The following is a 19,676-nucleotide window of genomic DNA, read 5'->3' on the forward strand; positions in this document are numbered from 1 at the left end:
GGATGAACGAGCCTCCGCCGCAATGGCTTTATATTATACTCTTAATTATTCTGCTTTTTTTATCGATGATGTTTTCGTCGGGAGAAACAGCCTTTTTATCCGTAAATAAATTGAAGATAAAATATTTACGCGAAAAGAAAAATAAAAAGGCTGCAAGAGTTGAAAAGATTTTAAAAGATAAACAAAAATTTTTAACAACTTCTTTGATAGGAAACAGCTTGGTAAATATTTTAATCTCCGTTATTTTAACCGCCCTAATGGTAGAATTAGCCGGAGCAAAGGGATTAAGCATTGCAGTAACGGCTGCAACTATTGCAATTTTAATCTTTGGTGAAATACTGCCTAAGTCCGTTGCCTTGGTCTTTTCCGAACCGATAGCCTTAAAATTCTCAGGCTTTATTTTATTTTTAATTAAAATTCTAGCTCCTCTTGAATGGCTCTTTTCGGGCTTTACAAAATTATTTTTAAAATTTTTAGGTGTAAAAAATCTGCAATCAAATGAGGCCTTAACCGATGCAGACTTAAAAGATTTCTTTGATGTAAGGCAGGAGCATGGAGATTTACGCTCGGAAGAAAAGGCTGTTCTCGAAAAAATATTAAGCTACGGAGACATAACCGTAAAAAATATTATGACTCCGAGGCCCAATATAATCGGGCTTACAGCTGATGTAAACCCTAAGGAAATTATAGAGCTTTCTCATTCTTCAAGATTTTCAAGATTTCCGGTTTATGAAGAAGACATAGATGAAATTATCGGCATTTTTTATATTAAAGATTTTTTGTTTTCGGAAGCTGCAGCAAAAGATTTCTTGCAGGAATCAAAAGAAAAATTCGATATAAAAAAATATCTGCGTAAGCCTGTTCTTGTTTTTGAAAATACCGAGCTTTCAAAATTGCAGGAAATATTTAGAAAAGAAAAACAGAACATGGTTGTCGTCATTGATGAGTACGGCGGTACCTTGGGTATTGCAACTCTTGAAGACTTAAATGAAGAGATATTCGGGAACATTGCCGATGAGTATGATACGGATGATGCGGCTGCAGAAGAACCCAATCTTGATAATATAAATGATGAGTCGACTCAAAATCTTAGTCAGACTATTTTGGGCAGCATGAGACTTAGCGATTTAAATGAGGATCTAAGCACTTCGTTTTCTTCCGAATATTATGACACAATAGGCGGCTTGATTATGGAAAAATGCGGAGAAGTTCCGCAAATCGGTTCTACAATAAAAATAGAAAACTATAATTTTACGGTTATCAAAACTGAAGGAAACAGAATAAGCGAACTGGAAGTAAATATTGCAGGAGATGAAGAATGAAATTTGAATTAGCTTTAATGATAGTCGAATTTATAGCTCTTCTCCTTTGTGCATTTTTCTTTTCTGCATCCGAAACGGCAATTACTGCAATAACGAGGACTGAGTATAAGGCAATAAAAAAAAGCCGGACAAAAAAAAGTAAGACTCTTGCTTTTCTTATTGAAAAAAAAGATGAGATTGTAAGTGCAACCCTGATAGGTACCAATTTTGTAAACACTCTTTCTTCCGCATTGATAACTGCCTTTGTAATTGATATGTACGGGCAGCAGCATATTCCGGCAGCTACTGCTGTTACAACGGTTCTTATAATTATCTTTGCAGAAATTTTACCAAAAGCTATAGCGGCTTATAATGCCGTAGAGATAACAAAAACATTTTTGATTCCTCTATCGATTGTAAGATTATTTTTAAAACCGATTGTTTTTATTTTTTCGCTCATGTCCAATTTTATTATTAAATCCGTTTCAAAGCGAAGGGAAAATCAAATCTCAGACTTATCAGAAGATTATTTGGAAACGCTTATAAACATAAGTTTAGCTGACGGTACTTTTCAAACGGGAGAGCATGAGTTAATTAAAAGAGCTGTAAGACTGCATGAGTTAAAACTGCAAAGTATAATGACAAAAAAAGAAGACTTTGTCGGCTTCGATATTAATTCGGCTCCCGAAAAGATGATAAGTATTTTCCGTAAAACAATGTTTTCCCGCCTGCCTGTTTACAAGACGGAAAAGGATAACATAATAGGAAGCGTCCATTATAAGGATCTATTGTTTTATAAAAGTCATAAGGCTGAAATGGATATAAATAAAATTATAAGGCCGGCTTTGTTTATTCCGAAAACTGCAAATATTTTTTCTGCAATAAAAACAATGAGTAAAAATAAGAGAAATATGGCCTTTGTAATAGATGAATACGGTTCGACTGCGGGGCTTATCACAATTGACGATATAAGCACGGCGATTTTCGGTTCAATTCAAGATGAATATGCTAAAACAAAAACAAATCCCTTAAGCGGAATGAAGATTGTTGACGGTACTCATATTATGATCCCGGGATCGGCTCCTATTATTCAGTTAAATAAAATTTTAAATACAGATTTTCATTCCGATTATAACGATACGATAGGCGGCCTTGTACTTGAAACGGCAGAATATCTTCCTAAAGAAGGTGAGCTTATTAGCGTAGGAGAAGTAGACTTCAAGATAGAAAAGGTTGAAACAAGTAAAATTATTTCTCTTATTGCTGATGTATCTAAGATTACGGCTGGGGCACAATTCCCAAAAGCTTTTCAATAATATCGTCAGCTGTCAAGTTATCGGCGGCGGCCTCATAAGAAAGTTTAAGTCTATGCCTCAAAGCTGCGTAGGCGACAGCCTTTACATCCTCCGGTATTACATAGTCTCTTCCGCTGAATAGGGCTTTTACTTTTGCACATTTTTGAATAGCTATTCCTGCACGCGGGGATGCTCCGTAAAGAATATAGCTTAGGTAATTCCCGTGAATATAATCATCCTGCTTTACATTTTTTACAGGCCTTGTTGCGGCAATGATTGAAACTATATAGCTTGTAATTTCGGGAGAACACTTTACCTGCTCTACGGCATTCCTGAGAGTTTCTAAGTTTTCCTGTGTGAGGATTGCTTCGGCCGGGCCGGCACTTGAGCTTAGGCCCAAGCCTTGTCCAATGTTTTGATTCGGCTTTAGACTTGAAAATTTATTTACTATATCTATTTCTTCTTGAATAGAAGGATAGGGAACAAATAATTTTAATAAAAAGCGGTCAAGCTCTGCTTCGGGAAGAGGATAGGTTCCCTCCTGTTCGATTGGGTTTTGTGTAGCAAGTACAAAAAAAGGAGAAGGCAGGGAATAGGAATTTTCTCCGATTGTAACCTGTCCTTCGGCCATAGCTTCCAAAAGGGCGGACTGTACCTTTGCAGGAGCCCTATTTATTTCATCAGCCAAAATAATATTTGCAAAAACCGGTCCCCGCCTTACGGAAAACTTCCCGATGCTTTGCTGATAAATCAGAGTTCCTATCAAATCGGCAGGAAGAAGGTCCGGAGTGAATTGAATACGCTTAAAACTTACATTGGACAGCTCTGCAAAGGTTTTCACTATGAGAGTTTTTGCAAGACCGGGTACGCCTTCAAGGAGCACATGACCGCCTGCAATATATGCAGTTAAAATTCCTTCGATTAGTTCTTGCTGACCCACAATGCGCTGAGCCATCTTTGCTTTAAAATTTTCTATTATCGTTTTATAGCTTGTATCAATCATAGTATTATTTTACGCCTTATATTAAAATTGTGCAAGAGGTTGAAAATCGGGCTTGCAAATAGGTGTTTATTTTTTACTATTTAAAATTTTAAAAAATCCTTTTTTTGTTTGTTTGGCAGATTCTTCTTTTTTTGGAGGTATAAAGGTATTGATAAATTTACTTAAAGCTCCGCTCTTAGATGTGTCAACTAAAAAATATGTTATATCTCCCAGTGTTGAAAAAACAGGTACTAAAATATTGTCTCCTTGTTCTACAGGAAGATGACTGACTGATGCTTCTTTAAAGGCTTGCCTGATATTTACTTGAGGTATAAGATCCGAAATATTTAAATCCTTATTATAATTTTTTTCGGCTTTTATTTTTTGAGATGCATCTATAATTTCTCCGTTAAGGTTGATTACAACAAGAGGTATATCTATCATACTAATCAAACTTCTCATCAATCCGTTAAGCCCTGCAATTTTTACACTTTTTTGCGAAGTAATTGTATTGGACACGCTAAGAGCTTCTTGTAAAAAAAATCCTGCAGAACCCAGTTTTGCAACTTTCTTTTCAGATAAAATTCCTCCGGTTTTTATAGTTTCCATTAGGCTTAAAAAATCTTTTTTCTTTTTTACCGCGCCTATAATAATGTTTATAATTATAATTAATTGCAAGAGCGAAAGTATAAATCCTAAAAACAAAACAAGTTCGGAGTCTCCTTTAAGCGGAACTCTCATACCGACAAAGAATGCCCAAAAGGCAGTTGCAAGTATAAAAATAAATGAGACCGCAAAACTTATAAATAATAATTTTTTTCCAATAAAAATCATATTTGCACCCTTACATATTTCTAAATTCTTCAAGTTTTATATTTGAGCCTATCAAAAAAAGTTTATCACCTTCTCTCAACTCAAAATCATCTTCAGGATAATGCATAGCTTCCTGTTTGACAGGGTTACCGACAGAATCTATATCCAAATCCATTCTTACAAGGGCAATAAGGTTAATGTTAAATTTTTTCTTTTAGAGCAAGAGCACCAACGGTTTTTCCGATAAAAAATTTCGGAACAATAATTTCCCTTATTGAAAAATCCTTTGTGACTGCAATTGAATCCATTACATCAGGGGAAATAAGACGCCTTGCAATTCTTGTCGCAGCCGATATTTCAATATTTAAAACTTCGTTTGCACCTACTCTTCTTAAAACTGTTGCATGGAGAGGTGAAACAGCACGGGCTAAAACATAGGGAATATCTCTTTGTTTTAAAAGAGTAGTAGTTAAAACGCTTGCTTCTATATTATTGCCGATAGCGACGATTGCAACTTCTACATCATCTAAAGGAGCTTTTAAAAGAGCTTCTTCATTTGTAGTTTCTACAAGCATTGCTGCCGGAACAATTTTTTTTATTCTTTCCACTGCTTGAATATCATGATCAAAGGCCACTACTGAAGCTCCTCCGTCTACAAGAACTTCACAAATCCTTGATCCGAATTCTCCCAAACCTATGACAGCAAAGTTTTTATTTGTTTCCATAATATTTTCCTCCCTTATCCTATAGCTATATTTCCATAAGGATATTCTATATCGTCATTCTTTTGTTTTGTGCCGGCCGCAGTTAAAAAAAGTTAAAGGACCGACCCTTCCGATGAACATTAAAATTATTATTACGATTTTTCCGGCTGGTGAAAGAGCGGCGGTTACTCCCGTAGAAAGACCTACTGTTGCAAAGGCTGATACGGTTTCAAACAATAATGCTAAAAAAGGAAGACTTTCAGTAATTGTCAATAAAAAAATTCCAACTGAAATTGCTGCGAGTCCGAAGCCGAAAATTAAAAAAGCTTTTTTTACCTGATCCTCAGGTACCGAAATATTTTTGATTACAACTGTTTTTTGATTTTTTAAAAATGATCTAAAAAAAGCAAACACCACCGCAATAGTGTTAAGCTTAATTCCTCCGGCTGTACTTCCTGCAGCTCCTCCCATGAACATTATAAATATCATAAAAAGTAAGGTTGCATTTGTTAAATTCATAAATGAAACCGTAGAAAAGCCTGCAGTTCGCAATGTTATAGCTTGAAAAAAACTTGCAAGGTATTGACTTCCCACTGATAATTCTTTCATAGTATTGCGGTGCTCAAGTAAATAAAAAAGAGCAAAAGAAATAAAAAGAATAAAAACTGTAAGGCTTAAAATCATTTTTGTATTTACCGACATTAAATAATCGCTCTTTTTTTTCTTCAAAAACTTATTTGTTATATTTGTTTTAACCTTAGCCAAAACATCATAAATAACGGCAAAACTTATTCCGCCTAAAATTATTGTAAAACCTATTGTGAGGTTTATAATAATATCGGAGGTAAAAGATTCCAAGTTGTTTGAAAAAAGAGCAAACCCCGCATTACAAAATGCGGATATTGCATGAAAAAATGCAAAGCCTAAGGCTTTAAGATTGAATCCTAAAATACGGGAAAATCCTATAAATAAAAATGCTGCACTTAATGCTTCTATAAAAAAAGTAGAAAAAACAATTACCCGTAATGTTTTAAAAAGGTTAGACATGTCATCTTCGCTCACCATGTAAGAGATTGTAAGTTTTTCACTGACAGTCATTTTTTTCCGGAAGGCAAGCATTCCGAAAAATGAAAAAACCATTATTCCTAAACCGCCGACCTGAATTAAAACAATCAAAATAAATTTTCCTACTATGGTAAGTTCGGAAGAAACATCTATTACGCTTAGGCCTGTAACGCATACGGCAGATGCGGAGGTAAAAAGTGTTGTTAAAAAGTTTAAAGGTTTACCGTTTGCAGAAGCAGCAGGAAGCATAAGTAAAAAACTGCCGATGATTATAACCATAAAAAAAGAAATAATCAAAGTTTGTGCAGGATTTGAAATAATTTTTGCAGTTAAGTCGGCTCTCTTGCTTATTAATCTAATTATTTTTCCGAATAAAAATATGTTTTTAAAAATATCAAAAACAATATTTAATTCTTCTGCATTATTGTTAAGACTTATTTGTATCTTAAAAACAATAAATACGGTAGTGAATATTAATATTGCTAAAAAGTCTACAAGATTATTTTGAAAATATTTGCGTATATACTTTTCTTGTCTGATCGCAAAAAAGGTTTCGGCAAGTACAGAGATAAGGATAATAATGTCTATTATGTGGAGAATAATTTCAGAAGTAGTTTTTGAATAAAATTGCTGTAAAAATAAAAGAACAAGGCTTAAAGCGAAAGCCGCAACGACAAAGTAATCCCGCTTCCTCATTTGTCTGTTCCTTTTGTTTTATACTTGTCTTCCGCTCTTAAGTTTTTCGTTAAAACGCTCAAGCTCTTTACCTTTTAACCCGCTTTCTTTTCCGGCTATCAAATTATGTATAGCTTCAAGTTCTTCTGCAGAAAAATTTACTCCGTTTTTTTCATGGCGTTCAAAAGAAGCGCAGGCAAGAGGGGCTACGGTTTTACAAATTTCAAACATAACTTCGGCATAGTCTCTGATTTCTTTTTGTGCATGAGCATCCATGCGCAGCCGCAAAAAATGGAAAAGATTGTGCAGGTCTATTTGCCAATACCATTCGGTATAAGTAGAAAGAGGGAGATTGATTCTGGCAAGTTCCCTTGCTATATTTTTATCGAGTAATTTACAGTAGCCGTCATAAACTTCTTCTTGTTGTTTTTGCAAAGAGCTTATAACTTCATTTTGAAGGTCTTGAGAAACGGCCTCACTCATTCGGCCTTGTTTATTGTCGCTGCTTTGCAAGGAGATATCCTTTCCGTCGGGTACATAAAACTCTGCTTTTAAGATGGAATACCGTCCAGAAATTTCGTTCAGACGGGCTGTTCTGTGCCTAATCCACTGGCGGGCTACAAAAATGGGCAGCTTTATATGAAAGGTAAAAACCACCTGTTCAAAGGGCGAGGTATGCTTATTCCTCAAAAGATAGTCTATTAAAGCGGCATCTTCCCGTACGGTTTTAGTGCCTTCTCCATAAGAAACACGGGCTGCCTGCACTATACGGGCATCAGTACCCATATAATCTACCAATCTGATAAAACCTTTATCGAGAACCTTAAACTCTTTATCCAAAATTTTTTCCGCTTCCGGAGCTATACAATGTGCCATACCAAAATGATAGCATAAATCATAATAATTTTCTATATGTTAAATAAATTATATAATCACACGCCCTGAATAATTCTGGAGACTACGCCTAAGAAAAAGATCGGCTTAAAGTCTTGATTAACTCCGGCTTGGAAAGTAAAAGGAACATTATCGAATAATGTGTAACCTGCTCCTAAGCCGAATTCCGCGATAAGATTTAATTTTTTTTCTTTATTAGAGCCGAAGCCTGCATCAGCGAAGGCTGAAATGAAAAATCCGTTAGAGTTAACTCCTGTTCGGGCGGCATACCATCTAAGTTCAGTTCCCCAAATATGCATCGAAGTATATTTTTTAACATCTTTAAATGAAAAGCGTCTCGTCATGCCTTCTTGAGATTTTTCTATTTCATAATCAGCAGTAGAACTCATATGTTTTGAGTTTATTCTATCTGTATTATAAAAACTGTAGACGAATCCTACATCAACATAGTACAGTTTAAAAGTTACCGGCAGCTCGAATTTAAGTCTGTAATTAACAAAACGGCTTTCGGGAATCCAGTCGGTAAAAAAAGAAAAATTTGCGGTGGTTTTCAAATAGCCTAAATCGTTAATAAAAAGATCAAATCTAATTCCCTGCGATAATTCGGTAACGGTTTTAGGTTTTAATTCATTTTGTGTTCCGGCCGATTTTATTTCGTTAACTCTTCTTCTTCCTATACGGGCTGGGAAAGAAATTTTTAGCTTATTTATAACAAATATAAAATTATTTTTTGCATAAAAAATTTGATCCTCAGTTTTTTTATTCATCGTAAAAGGAATATAATCATAAAAAGCATTTATATCCCATTTAAAAAAATCCTTTTGAATAAAAAATCCGGCAGAAGAACTGATTGCCGGACCGTTATCTGCCGAAAAAAAGATTCCGGTATTTGGAAAAATACTAAAATTATCCTTCCTGTAAAGCCATCCGAATTTTACCGAAAGAGGAAAACCGAAATAATTCGGAAGAATATTGAATTTAGAAATTTTTATAAAATCATCTGCATTGTTTTTTTTGACTTCCTCTTTATCTTGAGAAAATCCCGCCATCATCATAAAACAAAAAACTAAACATAAAATCTTTTTCATCTTTTCTCCTATAAAAACTTTTTGCATAAAATATCAATCGTTTAAAACAACCGATAAACTTAATATTCCGTTCAATATATCTTTTTTATCTAAAAGATTTTTTGAAAGATATACTATTTTAAATTTAAAATCCGAAATAAATAACTCGGTCTGAATAATTCCCATAAGCTCTTTATCCTGCAAGCCTTGTAAACCGGCAGTAATTTGAGCATAATCTTTTAAGCCTGTGCTATAAAAAAATCCGTAATTCATACCATTAGAATTATAAGCACCTTCGGCTATTAAAGTAAAAGTATAATCATTATCTTTTACAAGGAATGTTTTAGAAATCCCGGCAAGCACGCCCCAATCATAAATTTTTTTATTTATAAATTTTATTGGAAGCCCTGCATTGGAATAAATTTTAAAATCTAAAGGCAGATTAAATAAAACTTCTAAGGCTGTTTTTAGTGTATATTCTTTCTTATTATTTTTAGCCGATTCAAAGAGCATATCCGATTCCAATCCGATAAAAAAAGAAGATGATGAATATGCAAATTTTGTCCAAACGGAATACCAGGCAGGCTTTTTAAAAATGTCTATAGAACGGGTGTCGAATGCAGAACCTAAGTCTATTATAAAATTTTTTATAGGTATATCGAATTTTAAATGCCACAAAGCTGTATCCGATTTTATCATCTCAGGAATATTTAAATAAAAATAATTTTTAATAATACCTTCCCCAAAATAAATTAAATCTTTTCCGGCTTGAAACGAAAAATAATCGGTAAAAGCGGAATAATTCAATCTCCTAAAAAAAGGTCTTATAATTTTTTTATTTTCTAATTTATCTTTCGAAAATTCATTTTTAAAAAAAACACCCGGCTGTAAAAATAAATTCTGATTTTTAAATTCAAAATTAAAATTTAAAAAAGCTGAAGTATCTAAGTTAGAAATAATTTGAGGTGCATAAGTATTTACATCGGTATTAAAGAAAACATTTAAGTTATTTAATTCAAAACCGGGACTGATTGCATGGAGATTTATAAAACTAAAACAAAATATAGAAAAAATAAATTTCTTCATAGTTCTCCCTATTTTTTTATCAAATTCTCCATCTTTTGAGTCAAATGCTTTAATTGAGAGTATGAAAAAAGCGATGCGGGTATATCGGCCTTTTTAATACTCATAGTTACCCATGAGCTGTAAGTATTTTTTTCAAATAGCATATCGTACACATCTATTTTAGCAAAACAAGGATAACCGTCTATATTTTCTATATGATAAACTAATTTTTTTATCGGAGTTTGTTTTGCATCGGTAAATTTGAGTTCAAAAATATTTTTAGCTTTTTTTGTAAATATAATATATTTGTATGAAGCTTTTGAATTTTGTTTTTCGAGAATAAAATCATTATTCTTGTATTCAAGAATTTTATAATCATTCTTAAAATCCGTTTTTAAAATATCTTGCACTTCAAATTCTTCTATTTTATATGCACCGGATATTTTTAATGGTGTTTTTAAATTTTTGTTGTAAAGCCAGTACCCTTCGTTGGAGCTGAAAAAATATTGTATTTTATTTTTTGATTTTATTCTTACAAACTGTCCGCTCTTATTAAAAAGACAATAAGAGGACAGCCTGCTTTCTTCTTTTAAATCCTTATTATATTTTATTATTGCTTGCTCGGTTAAAAAAGTTTCGGATGCTTCAATATATCCAGCATTGATTTTTAAAAAATATTGATAATCTTCATCATCAAATTTTTCTTCTGAATATAAAATTAATGAAAAAATTAAAAAAAATAATCGTAAAAAGCATTTCTTTGTATTCATATCATAACTCCTTGATTAACTTATATTATAATTTATAAGTTTTATACTGCTATGTTTTTTAATAGTATAAATCGGATATATAACCGAAATTAGAGCCGTAAAAAATATAAAGATTTGAGTTTTGATTACCGCCTTAGCTGTAATAAAAAAATTTAATAAGTAATAAGAAGTTGAGCCCGGAGGATTCATTTTTATATCAAATGTTTGAGTAATAATGTTTCCTGCTTGCGATAATAAAATGCCTCCAATAATCCCTGCAAGAGATAAAATACATACTTCTAGAATTAAAACCAAAATAAGCAAGGATTTTTTTAAGCCGATGGCTTCCATTGTGCCGAATTCGCCTATCCTTTCCATAAAACTTGCCGAAAGACTTTGTGTCAGAGCCACAAAAATTAACACACATAAGATTCCGCTTATTACGGTAAACTGGACATTAAATAAATTGCTTATTTGCTGCCATGAAGGATTAAGCGTTTTCCAGTTTCTAACTTCAAAGTTTAAATTATTTTCTTTAAAAATAGAATTTAATTTGCTTTCAACTTTTTCAACATCCTTATCATTTTTTAAGTACAATCTTATATATGAAGCCGTATCGGGCATACCGAAAAAATTCGAGAATATCTTTTCGGGAAGCAATTAAAAAGCCTGCATCGTTTTGAGGAACTCCTGTATCTATATTTCCCGAAACTTCGAAAGAACCTGCTGCAATTCCTTCTTCTCCCATCGACGACATTATATTTACATAATTATCATTTTCCAAATTCAAACCGAGAGATTTAAATAAACCTTTTCCGAGAACAAGGGTGTTGTCTCCTTCAAAAACAGGGACTCCTTCAGCTGCTCCTAAAGAGTGAGGTTCATCATATCCTGAGCCCCAAAATATTGAAGAAGAATTTTCCGTGCCTATTATTCCTTGAAAATTTAGAACCGAATCGAAATTTTCTATTTCGGGTATTTTTTCAAAAACATTTTTAAGTTTATTCAAATCGTTAGATGTAAGTATTAAATCTGCCGTATTTTTTTTATCCCAAAAATCTTTAACCGCAGCCTGAATATGCCCCGATTCTTGTATAAAGCCTATTGCCATTCCTTGTTCTGAATATTCTACGAATCCTCTGTATAATAAGATTGCAGCAGAGGCAATTGCAATTAATAATATGGAAAGAATGCTTCTCTTTTTGTGAAACTTAATATTATCCCAAGCACTTTTTATTAAAAACATTTTTTCTCCAAAAGTTTTTATTCTCCTGCGGTTTCATTCAATGAACCGCTGACCATTCTATAAATCTTATCCGCATAATTTTTTATAATAGGATCATGCGAAACAAAAATTCCCACTCCGTTTTTTTCTTTTAAGTATTTACGCAAATATTCATAAACTTGATTTGACCGATCCGAATCAAGTGAAGAAGTTATTTCATCAGCAAGAATGTATTTTGGATTGCAGGAAAGAGCTCTTACTATCGAAACCCTTTGTTTTTCTCCGCCTGAAAGTTCATTAGGCTTTTTATAAATCAAATCTTTTAAATCAAAATATTCAAATAAAGGCATGAGTTTTTCTTTTATTTCTTTTTTAGAGTTTTTTTGAATTTTTAAAGGTATGGAAGCATTATCAAAAACAGTTTGAGATTTTATCAATTCAAAAAATTGAAAAATAAGACCGCAATTTTCAAGCCTGAATTTAGCTCTTTCGCCGTTATTCATTTTATTTATATTTTTATCGCCCCATTCGATTTCTCCCGAATCGGGATAATCTATTCCTGTAATTAGATTTAAAAACGTGGATTTTCCTGCCCCAGAATTACCGTAAATCCAAATCATACTTCCCCGCTCGGCAGTAAACGAAATATTTTTTGTAACTTCAATTTTTTTTGTGTCAATACTGTAAGTTTTATATAAGTTTTTAACTTTAAGCTCTGCGTTTATCATAAGCCGCCTAAAATTCCTTTTTTATAATTTTCATGAAGTAATGAAACGATAGGATGATTGGGAAAAATATTTTTTGCCTTATAAAAATGCTCCCAGCCTTTTTTTGTATCATATATTTTCATATAAAATATAGAATACCATATATAAGCGTTAAATTTATCAACATCATTTAATTCTTCAATGTATTCTTCTGTTGATTTAATTTGTGAATTAAAATTTGAAGTGGTTTCATCGGCAGCGGCAATTTGCCAGCAAGATAATTTTACAAAAGCTGTCTTATTGTTTTTATCTTTTAAAAGAGCCCTTCTGTATAAAACCGGAAGTGTTAAGATTGTGTTAAAACGTTTTGTTTCGGGAAGCGGAAGTTTTGTATAAAGATAATCTGCATATTTTAAATATACCTCACCTTCCAAATTAGATAATTTTAAAAATCTTTTTAAATTTTTATCTATTTTTTTTATTACCTTACCTTGATGATTCATTCCGCCGTAATTATAAATCGTCGAAAGAATTTCAGCATATTCAAGATATAAGATTAAAAGTTCATTTTGTTTTTTTATATCTCTCATCTTTTTATCCTCTACAAGAATCTTATCCAAAGAACCTGTAAGGTGATTTATTCCGTCTATTAAGGTTTTCAAATCTTCATCGCTGATAGTATTGCTTCTATAATATTCGGCAAAAAGAGAACCGCATTCATCCAGATTAAAGATTTTTGCTTTACCCAAATCTAAGGATTGTACAGAATTTTCTTGTGCAAAACAAAAAAAAGAAAAACAAGTAAAGAGGAAAAAAAACGCTATCAATTTATAGGTTCTATTTTGAAAAGAATATTTGATCATTCTTATTTAACTCCTCAATTACTAGGCTGAAATTCTCATCGGCTATCAATCCGGCTGCGGCCTTTAAATCTTTTTTGGACAAATCCATATTTTCAAGTGCAAAATAAACCTGCGATCTGAAAATAAGGGCCAAGTATTTTTCATAATTGTTTTTTGAATTTGATACGGCTCTTGAAAATTCCTTTAAAGAATTTTCATATCCGCCGCCTGCTATTGGAGGAGCAAAGAACATCCACAGACCATACGATATACTTGCCGGAGCAAATTTTTTATCTTGCTTTAGAGCATCAAGATAAAGCAATTTTGTGTCATAGGCTTCTTTATACATATCCTGTCCGGCTAAAAAGCTTATGTACTGAGATTTAATATCGCCCCAGCTGAGTAAAAACCATTTGTCGGCTTGCGAATTCTTTTTTTCCCTGCATAAAAACAGCACTCTTATCATTTTGAGTTTTTAACTTTGAAAATATTTTTTTCTTATTACTGTTATCCTTATTTAAGAGGTTCACTTCTTCCAAAATCAAAAAATTTTGAAGTGTCAGTTTTTCTTCTTCAGAAATTTGCATTTTTTGGGTCTTTTCGCGATATTCAGCGATAGAAGCCTCCATTTTTTCTAAAGCCGTATTGTATAATTCAGCCTTAAATTTATAAAAATTATCGTAAATTTCTTGAGAATGTAAGCTAAAACTTAAAATAACAAGCAAAATAACTAAGAGTCTTTTTCTCATATAAACCTCCAATTTTTTATAGATTATATTTTTTTTAACAAAAAGTGAAGTGCAGATAATCACTTTTTTATGACATTTGTCATAAATAAACCGTTGATTTTATTAAAACATATAATATGTGACGCATTATTACACTGTATAAAACTTTTTTGCAGGAGCTGTGGTATATATGCTTTTTACATATTGACCAAGCGTTTTGCCAGTTTTACGGCTTCGACAGCATCCTTTGAATACCCGTCAGCTTTTATTTTATCTGCAAAGTTTTGAGAAATCGGTCCTCCGCCTATCATTATTTTAAACTTGCTGCGTATATTATCGTTTTCCAACTTTTCGATTACCCGGCGCATATTGGGCATTGTAGTTGTCATTAAAGTAGACATCGCAATTATCTCGGCATTTTCTTTGATAGCCGTGTTTACAAAATCATTAACAGGAACGTCTCTGCCTAAATCGATAACCTCAAAGCCTTCGGTTTGCAGCATTGTTTTTACAAGGTTTTTTCCGATATCATGAGTGTCTCCTTCAATTACACCTATAATGATTTTATAACCGGAATGAACATCCTTCTTTTCCAAGCAGGGACGCAGAACTTCAAGTGCATTTTCCATTGCATCGGAACAAAGCAGAATATCTGTAACAAAATATTCGTCTTTTTGAAACATATCACCTGCACGTTTCATTCCGTCTACAAGTCCGTCCATAATTGCATCCAGAGCGGGATACCCTTCGTTAAGATAATCCTTTGCAACTTGTGCAATTTTTTCATCTTCATATTCGAATACATAATCCGAAAGTTTTTGTAAATACTCGATTTTTTTCATATAGCCTCCTTATAAATCAGGAAAGTTAGAACTTTCCATAAAAAATTTTTGATACTTAGAATCCAAACTTAAATCACTAAAACCTATTTTATTTTTTAGCTTCATTAGGTTATTTCTTTTGTTTATATTTAAAACCGTGCTTATTGCTCCGTCGAGAGATGTGTTTTTCATATATGAAAATTTTTCTTTTTCTACGGATGGAAGAAAGCCTGTGTTTATCAGCATATCTTCAGTAAGATGATTGCCGAATTGGCCTGCAATAATTATTTCATCAAGTTGAGAAGCTGTTAAATTAAATTTATCCAGTAAAACATTGATGCCTGAAAGAATTGCTGTTTTGGAAAGCTGAATGTTACGTATATCTTTTTTTGAAACATACAGTTTATCAAAAAGTTTTATAACAGTTTCTCCATTTATATCCGATAAAAAATTTTTCCGTACATCTGAAGGTTCAAGAGAAGAAAACGAAATCAGTCTTCCTCTTTTATCTATAAGTTTTGCCTTTAAACTTTCCCGTATTAAAGCGAGGATACCTGATCCGCAAATACTTTTAGGTTCTACATTTCCTATTACTTTTAAATTTATTTTACCCGACATTAAATCAAAGTGAACATCTTCGATTGCTCCGTTTTGAGCACGGGAGCCGAAGGTAATATTCATTCCTTCAAGGGCTGGGCCTGCCGCACAGGACGTTGCAAAAAAAGCAGAACCGTGTTTTAATACAAGTTCGGTATTTGTCCCAATGTCTATAAAAAGCGTATTTGTTTTAAGTTTTTCTATATCGATAAAATTTATTCCCGAAATAATATCTGCTCCGATATATGAAGAGACTGAAGGTAAAATAAGGGCATGAGTATAAGCCCCTATATGTAATCCTATTTCGGAAGATTTAAAATGCAGTACTTTATCAAAAACATTTTTATAAGGTGCATTTCCCAAAACACCAGGGTTTATTCCTAAAAGAATATGATTCATAACCGAATTTGCCGAAAAAACTATTTCATAAACGAAATCGGGATTTATCTGCAATTCGTCAATCATTTCAAAGGCCGCTTTTTTTACTGTTTTTGTAATTAGGTCTTGCATTTTAAAAAGATTATCTTTAGATTCAAGTACTGCACTTATCCGGGTTAAAACATCGGAGCCGAATTCTATTTGCGGATTTATAAAGGAGCGTTTTGCAGACACTATCATATTTTCCACATCGATTAAAACCGCTGCAACTGTTGTCGTTCCTATATCGACTGCAATCGCATATTTTTTATTTTTCTCGCCATCCAATACCGCAATTAATTTTTTATTCAAATATACACCAGTATAATTTCCGCTTACCGGCTTTAATGATTTTAAAATCTCAAAATCAATTTCACCGAAAGCTTCTTCGTATTTATGAAGCCAGCTTTTATTTTCATGTGTTTCAGGTGCGTTTATTGTTTTTATTACAGTTTTTATTGCTGCTTCCGTTTTTTTATCGAACTGTGTTTCGCTTATTAAAAAGCCTTCTGCTTTCTCTTCTTGTGGAACTTCAATTACAATGTCTTTTGAGGGTTTTATGATACAGGCAAGCCGGTACGGATATAAATTTAATTCTTTTTCTTCCGGAGACAGAGGAATGTCTTCACCGGTAAATTTTACTTTGCACTTACCGCACTTACCCTTACCTCCGCAAGGAGCATCGATAAAAATATTTTCGTGCTTTATTATTTCTAAAAGAGTTTCACCAAAAGTATAATCGGTTTCTTTTTTTAAATCATTTATTTGAATCACTGCTTTCGGCATTTTCCACACCTATTAAAATATTTTTTATGTTTTCAAGTTTTGAATTCATGCCTAGCCCGCAAGCTGGAGCGATTATATCTATGTTTTTCTTTACCCTGTTTACAGCCATCTGTTTTATAACTTCGGGACGGGAATGTTCAAGTGCATATGTACTTATATTCCCCATTACCGATTTTTGTATTTTTTCTTTTGCTTCTTTTAACGAAACGATTGCATCAAAGGAAAACGCATCTGCATTTATTTTAGTCAAAAGGCTGAATACTTTTTTCATTTGACCGCATATGTGCACAATAATCGGAACATTTTTATCGGTTCTTATAATCGAAATCATTTTATTCATATAGGTTACCATATACTCTTCAAAATATTTAGGCCCCAATATTTCTCCCGTGCCGCTCGGATCCGAAATAGTAATTAAATCAGCTCCTTTTCTTGTCTGCTCAAGTGCAAAAAGACCTACTTCATTGCTTATAAAATCAAAAAAAGAATGTGCTGTTTCTTTATCTTTTTTTTAATGCAGGGTACACTTTTAAAGGATCTACAATGCTTGTTCCGCCTGAAAATGGGCCGGGAACATTTCCTATGACGGGAATATCGTCATTTTTTAAAATAGAAATAGCTTCCAAGACAGCTTTAGGTCTTCCTTTAGTAAAATCTATCTTATGGAAATTTTTTAAGTCCATAGTGTCTGCCGCATATTCCTTTATATGAGGCTCGCAAGTATCCGAACCGATGTCGCATTTAGCTCCCATTGCTTCTGCCTCTATGCTCATACAAAATGGAACTGCATAATTCTCAAAAAGATTTTCTTCGACAACCAGTTTTGAAAGAGCTGCCATGGCTTTTCCATCAGAGTTAGCTGTCGTAAAATCGATATTATATTTTTTAATTAACTCCGTAACGCAAGGATTCATCATACCGCCCGGGCAAATTACAGGCGGCCGGTCCGGTTTGTTTCCTTTTAAAATAGCAAGAAGACGCTCTTTTTTATTCATCTTCTCCTCCCTTTGTAAATTCAAAAACCTTTATTCTGTTTATGTCGGTTTTTACATTGATACATATATTTCCAAATATTCTTTTTTCAGTCATTAAATCTTTAATTATATTTTGAATACTTGCTTTGCCGGTCTCTATTGTTTCATTCTTTAAAAGACCTAAATCTTCCATTGCCAAACTTAGTTTCGGGCACAGGTAAATTGAAAAATCTGTGTTGTTCAAAATATAATCAAGTAAGGGTACATAAAAACTATTGATAGTGTTCTCCAAAGCAGCCGGACCTATAATATCAACGGAGGCAGCCGGATCTGCAAGAGAAATAAGTTTTATATTAAAAGAATTTAATGTATTTATAAAAGAAAAATAATTTTTTAAGAAAATGTCTGCAAGGCTTTTTTCCGTTTCCGGATTTTTTCTAAAGGCTCGAAATATTTTTTCGGCTGGAATGATAAACGATAAGAAAGTGTAAAATCCCGTCATCTCATAGGCAAGAGGTTTATCGTATTTATAATTAAGACACTCGCTCATTATTTTATAATGAGTCACGGTATAATCAAATGCTTTTAAAGAAAATAATTCTTCTACATCTGTTATGATAGGATTTTTTACCCGTATAAGGCTGTTTTCATTTATCAAAGCTCCCTGCAGCTCAGCTTCGAGTGTATTTGTAACCGGAAAAAAAACAAACGGACTATTTTTTGATAAATATTCGGCTGCATTTTTATAAGAATCTACATCCAAAAAAATTTTCTTCGCATCCATTACATCTTGAAGAGTACCGTTTGTTTTTTCATCCTTATAATTGCAAATATAATTTCTAATCTTCATCAAATCTCTTTTTGTCTATCGGCATATGAGCGTAATACCGTCCCCATTTCATAAAGGCATCTATATTTTCAATTTTGGTTCCTTTCGGAATTTGGCAGCCGGTTGAAAGAATATATCCGCATTTATTGTCCCATCCTTTTTTTACGCAATCTCTAACCGATTGGCGTATGTCTTCTTCGTTCCCCAGATATATAACATCAACAGGCGGAACGTTTCCGGTAATCATGACTTTGTGTCCCATAACGGCTTTTGCTTCTTCAAGGTCTTCACAATTATCAATCGAAAAATTTCCGATACCTGTTTCCATTACGTCTTCCCACAATTCGCGGGATTTACCGCAAATATGAACGGTGGGATGGGAGCCGCAATATTTTATTACGTCCTGAACATTTTCTTTAAAATACGGCAGGGAAAATTCTCTGTACTGTTCTAATTTTAAAATACTGGAAGAAGAAACCGGATCGCAAAAACCCGTGCCGAATCCCAATTTACCTAAGGCCTTTATATACTCACGGTTATTGGCCGTAATAATTTTCATAAGGCGGTGCAGAGCTTCAGGTTTTTTGATTATCCATCGTAAGAGGACTTCGGTGCCAAGAACTGAAGCCGCAACAGTAAAAGGCGCAGTCATCGATGCTCCTATGTCGGCAACGTCTCCTATCTTATCCCGTATTTTACAGAGTGCCTCCAAAAGAATAGGAAGTTTTCCGTCTTTATGCGGATTAACAGGTTTCAGCTTGTCTATATCTTCTTCGGTTTTGACTATCGGGTTCTTTAAATTGGTTATATTATCATAAGGATAATTTAATTCTGAACCCATAGCTTCCGCCATTCCGCGAAGCGTTGTTGAAATACCGACTGCTTCGTGTCTGAATCGGTTAAACAAAGCTATTTCCGTTTCTGCCATTACATCGGAGCTGGTATAATAATCATTCGTTGTATGGCCGGTAAAGCCTGCCATGGTAACACCCATATCCGGAACAATCGGCAGCCTGTCAATCGGTTTATTGGAAGCAAAAGCTGCCATCCTTTCTTTTGGTGTCATTTCATCTTTAAATTCTGTATACATAAAATAACTCCTATACAAAAATTCCTAAGACTCAACTATCATAGTTATAA

At 33.3% G+C, this 19,676-nt stretch carries 20 protein-coding genes and 2 pseudogenes; 2 read left to right on the forward strand and 20 right to left on the reverse strand.

Annotation, left to right across the window (positions count from 1 at the left end):
- The first annotated feature begins 2 nt into the window (after positions 1-2).
- Entirely contained in the window at positions 3-1,322 is a 1,320-nt protein-coding gene (locus E4O00_RS12730) for a hemolysin family protein (RefSeq protein WP_253677715.1), read from the forward strand.
- Positions 1,319-2,617 carry a hemolysin family protein gene (locus E4O00_RS12735; protein ID WP_253677716.1) on the forward strand — a complete coding sequence of 433 codons (1,299 nt, stop codon included), beginning with the start codon at positions 1,319-1,321 and terminating at the stop codon, positions 2,615-2,617. The genes E4O00_RS12730 and E4O00_RS12735 overlap by 4 nt, the downstream gene beginning before the upstream one ends.
- Here E4O00_RS12735 and E4O00_RS12740 read toward each other — a convergent pair.
- The 20 genes and pseudogenes from E4O00_RS12740 to E4O00_RS12840 form a co-directional block, all read right to left on the reverse strand.
- A complete protein-coding gene (locus E4O00_RS12740; RefSeq protein WP_253677717.1) occupies positions 2,580-3,599 on the reverse strand; it encodes an AAA family ATPase in 1,020 nt (339 codons plus the stop codon). The genes E4O00_RS12735 and E4O00_RS12740 overlap by 38 nt on opposite strands.
- A gap of 66 nt (positions 3,600-3,665) precedes the next feature.
- Positions 3,666-4,412: a hypothetical protein gene (locus E4O00_RS12745; protein ID WP_253677718.1), complete on the reverse strand. Its 747-nt coding sequence runs from the start codon at positions 4,410-4,412 to the stop codon at positions 3,666-3,668.
- A gap of 10 nt (positions 4,413-4,422) precedes the next feature.
- Positions 4,423-5,116 (reverse strand): annotated as a pseudogene (locus E4O00_RS12755) (TrkA family potassium uptake protein).
- A 14-nt stretch (positions 5,117-5,130) separates the two neighbouring features.
- Positions 5,131-6,856 (reverse strand): annotated as a pseudogene (locus tag E4O00_RS12760) (TrkH family potassium uptake protein).
- Between the two features lie 18 nt (positions 6,857-6,874).
- Positions 6,875-7,711, reverse strand: a complete 837-nt coding sequence (gene thyX, locus E4O00_RS12765) for an FAD-dependent thymidylate synthase (RefSeq protein WP_253677722.1) — start codon at positions 7,709-7,711, stop codon at positions 6,875-6,877.
- 56 nt (positions 7,712-7,767) lie between these two features.
- Positions 7,768-8,817, reverse strand: a complete 1,050-nt coding sequence (locus tag E4O00_RS12770; RefSeq protein ID WP_253677723.1) for a hypothetical protein — start codon at positions 8,815-8,817, stop codon at positions 7,768-7,770.
- A gap of 33 nt (positions 8,818-8,850) precedes the next feature.
- On the reverse strand, positions 8,851-9,882 hold the full coding sequence (locus E4O00_RS12775) for a hypothetical protein (protein WP_253677724.1): 1,032 nt from the start codon (positions 9,880-9,882) through the stop codon (positions 8,851-8,853).
- 8 nt (positions 9,883-9,890) lie between these two features.
- Positions 9,891-10,631: a LolA-like protein gene (locus E4O00_RS12780; protein WP_253677725.1), complete on the reverse strand. Its 741-nt coding sequence runs from the start codon at positions 10,629-10,631 to the stop codon at positions 9,891-9,893.
- Positions 10,632-10,646: 15 nt separating this feature from the next.
- Positions 10,647-11,234 (reverse strand): ABC transporter permease, encoded by a 588-nt coding sequence (locus tag E4O00_RS12785; protein WP_253677726.1) that lies wholly within the window; start codon positions 11,232-11,234, stop codon positions 10,647-10,649.
- The gene (locus E4O00_RS12790) at positions 11,191-11,856 is read right to left on the reverse strand and encodes a hypothetical protein (protein WP_253677728.1); all 666 of its coding nucleotides are present in this window, start codon (positions 11,854-11,856) and stop codon (positions 11,191-11,193) included. Before E4O00_RS12790 ends, E4O00_RS12785 begins: the two co-directional genes overlap by 44 nt.
- Before the next feature lie 17 nt (positions 11,857-11,873).
- A complete protein-coding gene (locus tag E4O00_RS12795; RefSeq protein WP_253677730.1) occupies positions 11,874-12,563 on the reverse strand; it encodes an ABC transporter ATP-binding protein in 690 nt (229 codons plus the stop codon).
- Complete coding sequence (locus E4O00_RS12800) at positions 12,560-13,405, reverse strand: hypothetical protein (RefSeq protein WP_253677731.1); 846 nt, start codon at positions 13,403-13,405, stop codon at positions 12,560-12,562. The genes E4O00_RS12795 and E4O00_RS12800 overlap by 4 nt, the downstream gene beginning before the upstream one ends.
- A complete protein-coding gene (locus E4O00_RS12805) occupies positions 13,380-13,733 on the reverse strand; it encodes a hypothetical protein (protein WP_253677732.1) in 354 nt (117 codons plus the stop codon). Before E4O00_RS12805 ends, E4O00_RS12800 begins: the two co-directional genes overlap by 26 nt.
- A 34-nt stretch (positions 13,734-13,767) precedes the next feature.
- Positions 13,768-14,133: a hypothetical protein gene (locus E4O00_RS12810; protein WP_253677733.1), complete on the reverse strand. Its 366-nt coding sequence runs from the start codon at positions 14,131-14,133 to the stop codon at positions 13,768-13,770.
- A 176-nt stretch (positions 14,134-14,309) separates the two neighbouring features.
- Positions 14,310-14,954 (reverse strand): corrinoid protein, encoded by a 645-nt coding sequence (locus E4O00_RS12815; protein ID WP_253677734.1) that lies wholly within the window; start codon positions 14,952-14,954, stop codon positions 14,310-14,312.
- Positions 14,955-14,963: 9 nt separating this feature from the next.
- Positions 14,964-16,733, reverse strand: a complete 1,770-nt coding sequence (locus E4O00_RS12820; protein ID WP_253677735.1) for an ASKHA domain-containing protein — start codon at positions 16,731-16,733, stop codon at positions 14,964-14,966.
- The gene (locus E4O00_RS12825) at positions 16,705-17,205 is read right to left on the reverse strand and encodes a uroporphyrinogen decarboxylase family protein (RefSeq protein WP_253679737.1); all 501 of its coding nucleotides are present in this window, start codon (positions 17,203-17,205) and stop codon (positions 16,705-16,707) included. The genes E4O00_RS12820 and E4O00_RS12825 overlap by 29 nt, the downstream gene beginning before the upstream one ends.
- A 28-nt stretch (positions 17,206-17,233) precedes the next feature.
- The gene (locus tag E4O00_RS12830) at positions 17,234-17,728 is read right to left on the reverse strand and encodes a uroporphyrinogen decarboxylase family protein (protein WP_253677736.1); all 495 of its coding nucleotides are present in this window, start codon (positions 17,726-17,728) and stop codon (positions 17,234-17,236) included.
- Positions 17,721-18,557 (reverse strand): uroporphyrinogen decarboxylase/cobalamine-independent methonine synthase family protein, encoded by an 837-nt coding sequence (locus tag E4O00_RS12835; protein ID WP_253677738.1) that lies wholly within the window; start codon positions 18,555-18,557, stop codon positions 17,721-17,723. The genes E4O00_RS12830 and E4O00_RS12835 overlap by 8 nt, the downstream gene beginning before the upstream one ends.
- Complete coding sequence (locus E4O00_RS12840) at positions 18,547-19,626, reverse strand: uroporphyrinogen decarboxylase family protein (protein WP_253677739.1); 1,080 nt, start codon at positions 19,624-19,626, stop codon at positions 18,547-18,549. The genes E4O00_RS12835 and E4O00_RS12840 overlap by 11 nt, the downstream gene beginning before the upstream one ends.
- Positions 19,627-19,676: the final 50 nt, after the last annotated feature.

Origin of the sequence: Treponema sp. OMZ 788 (assembly GCF_024181245.1) — a bacterium.
GTDB lineage: Bacteria > Spirochaetota > Spirochaetia > Treponematales > Treponemataceae > Treponema_B.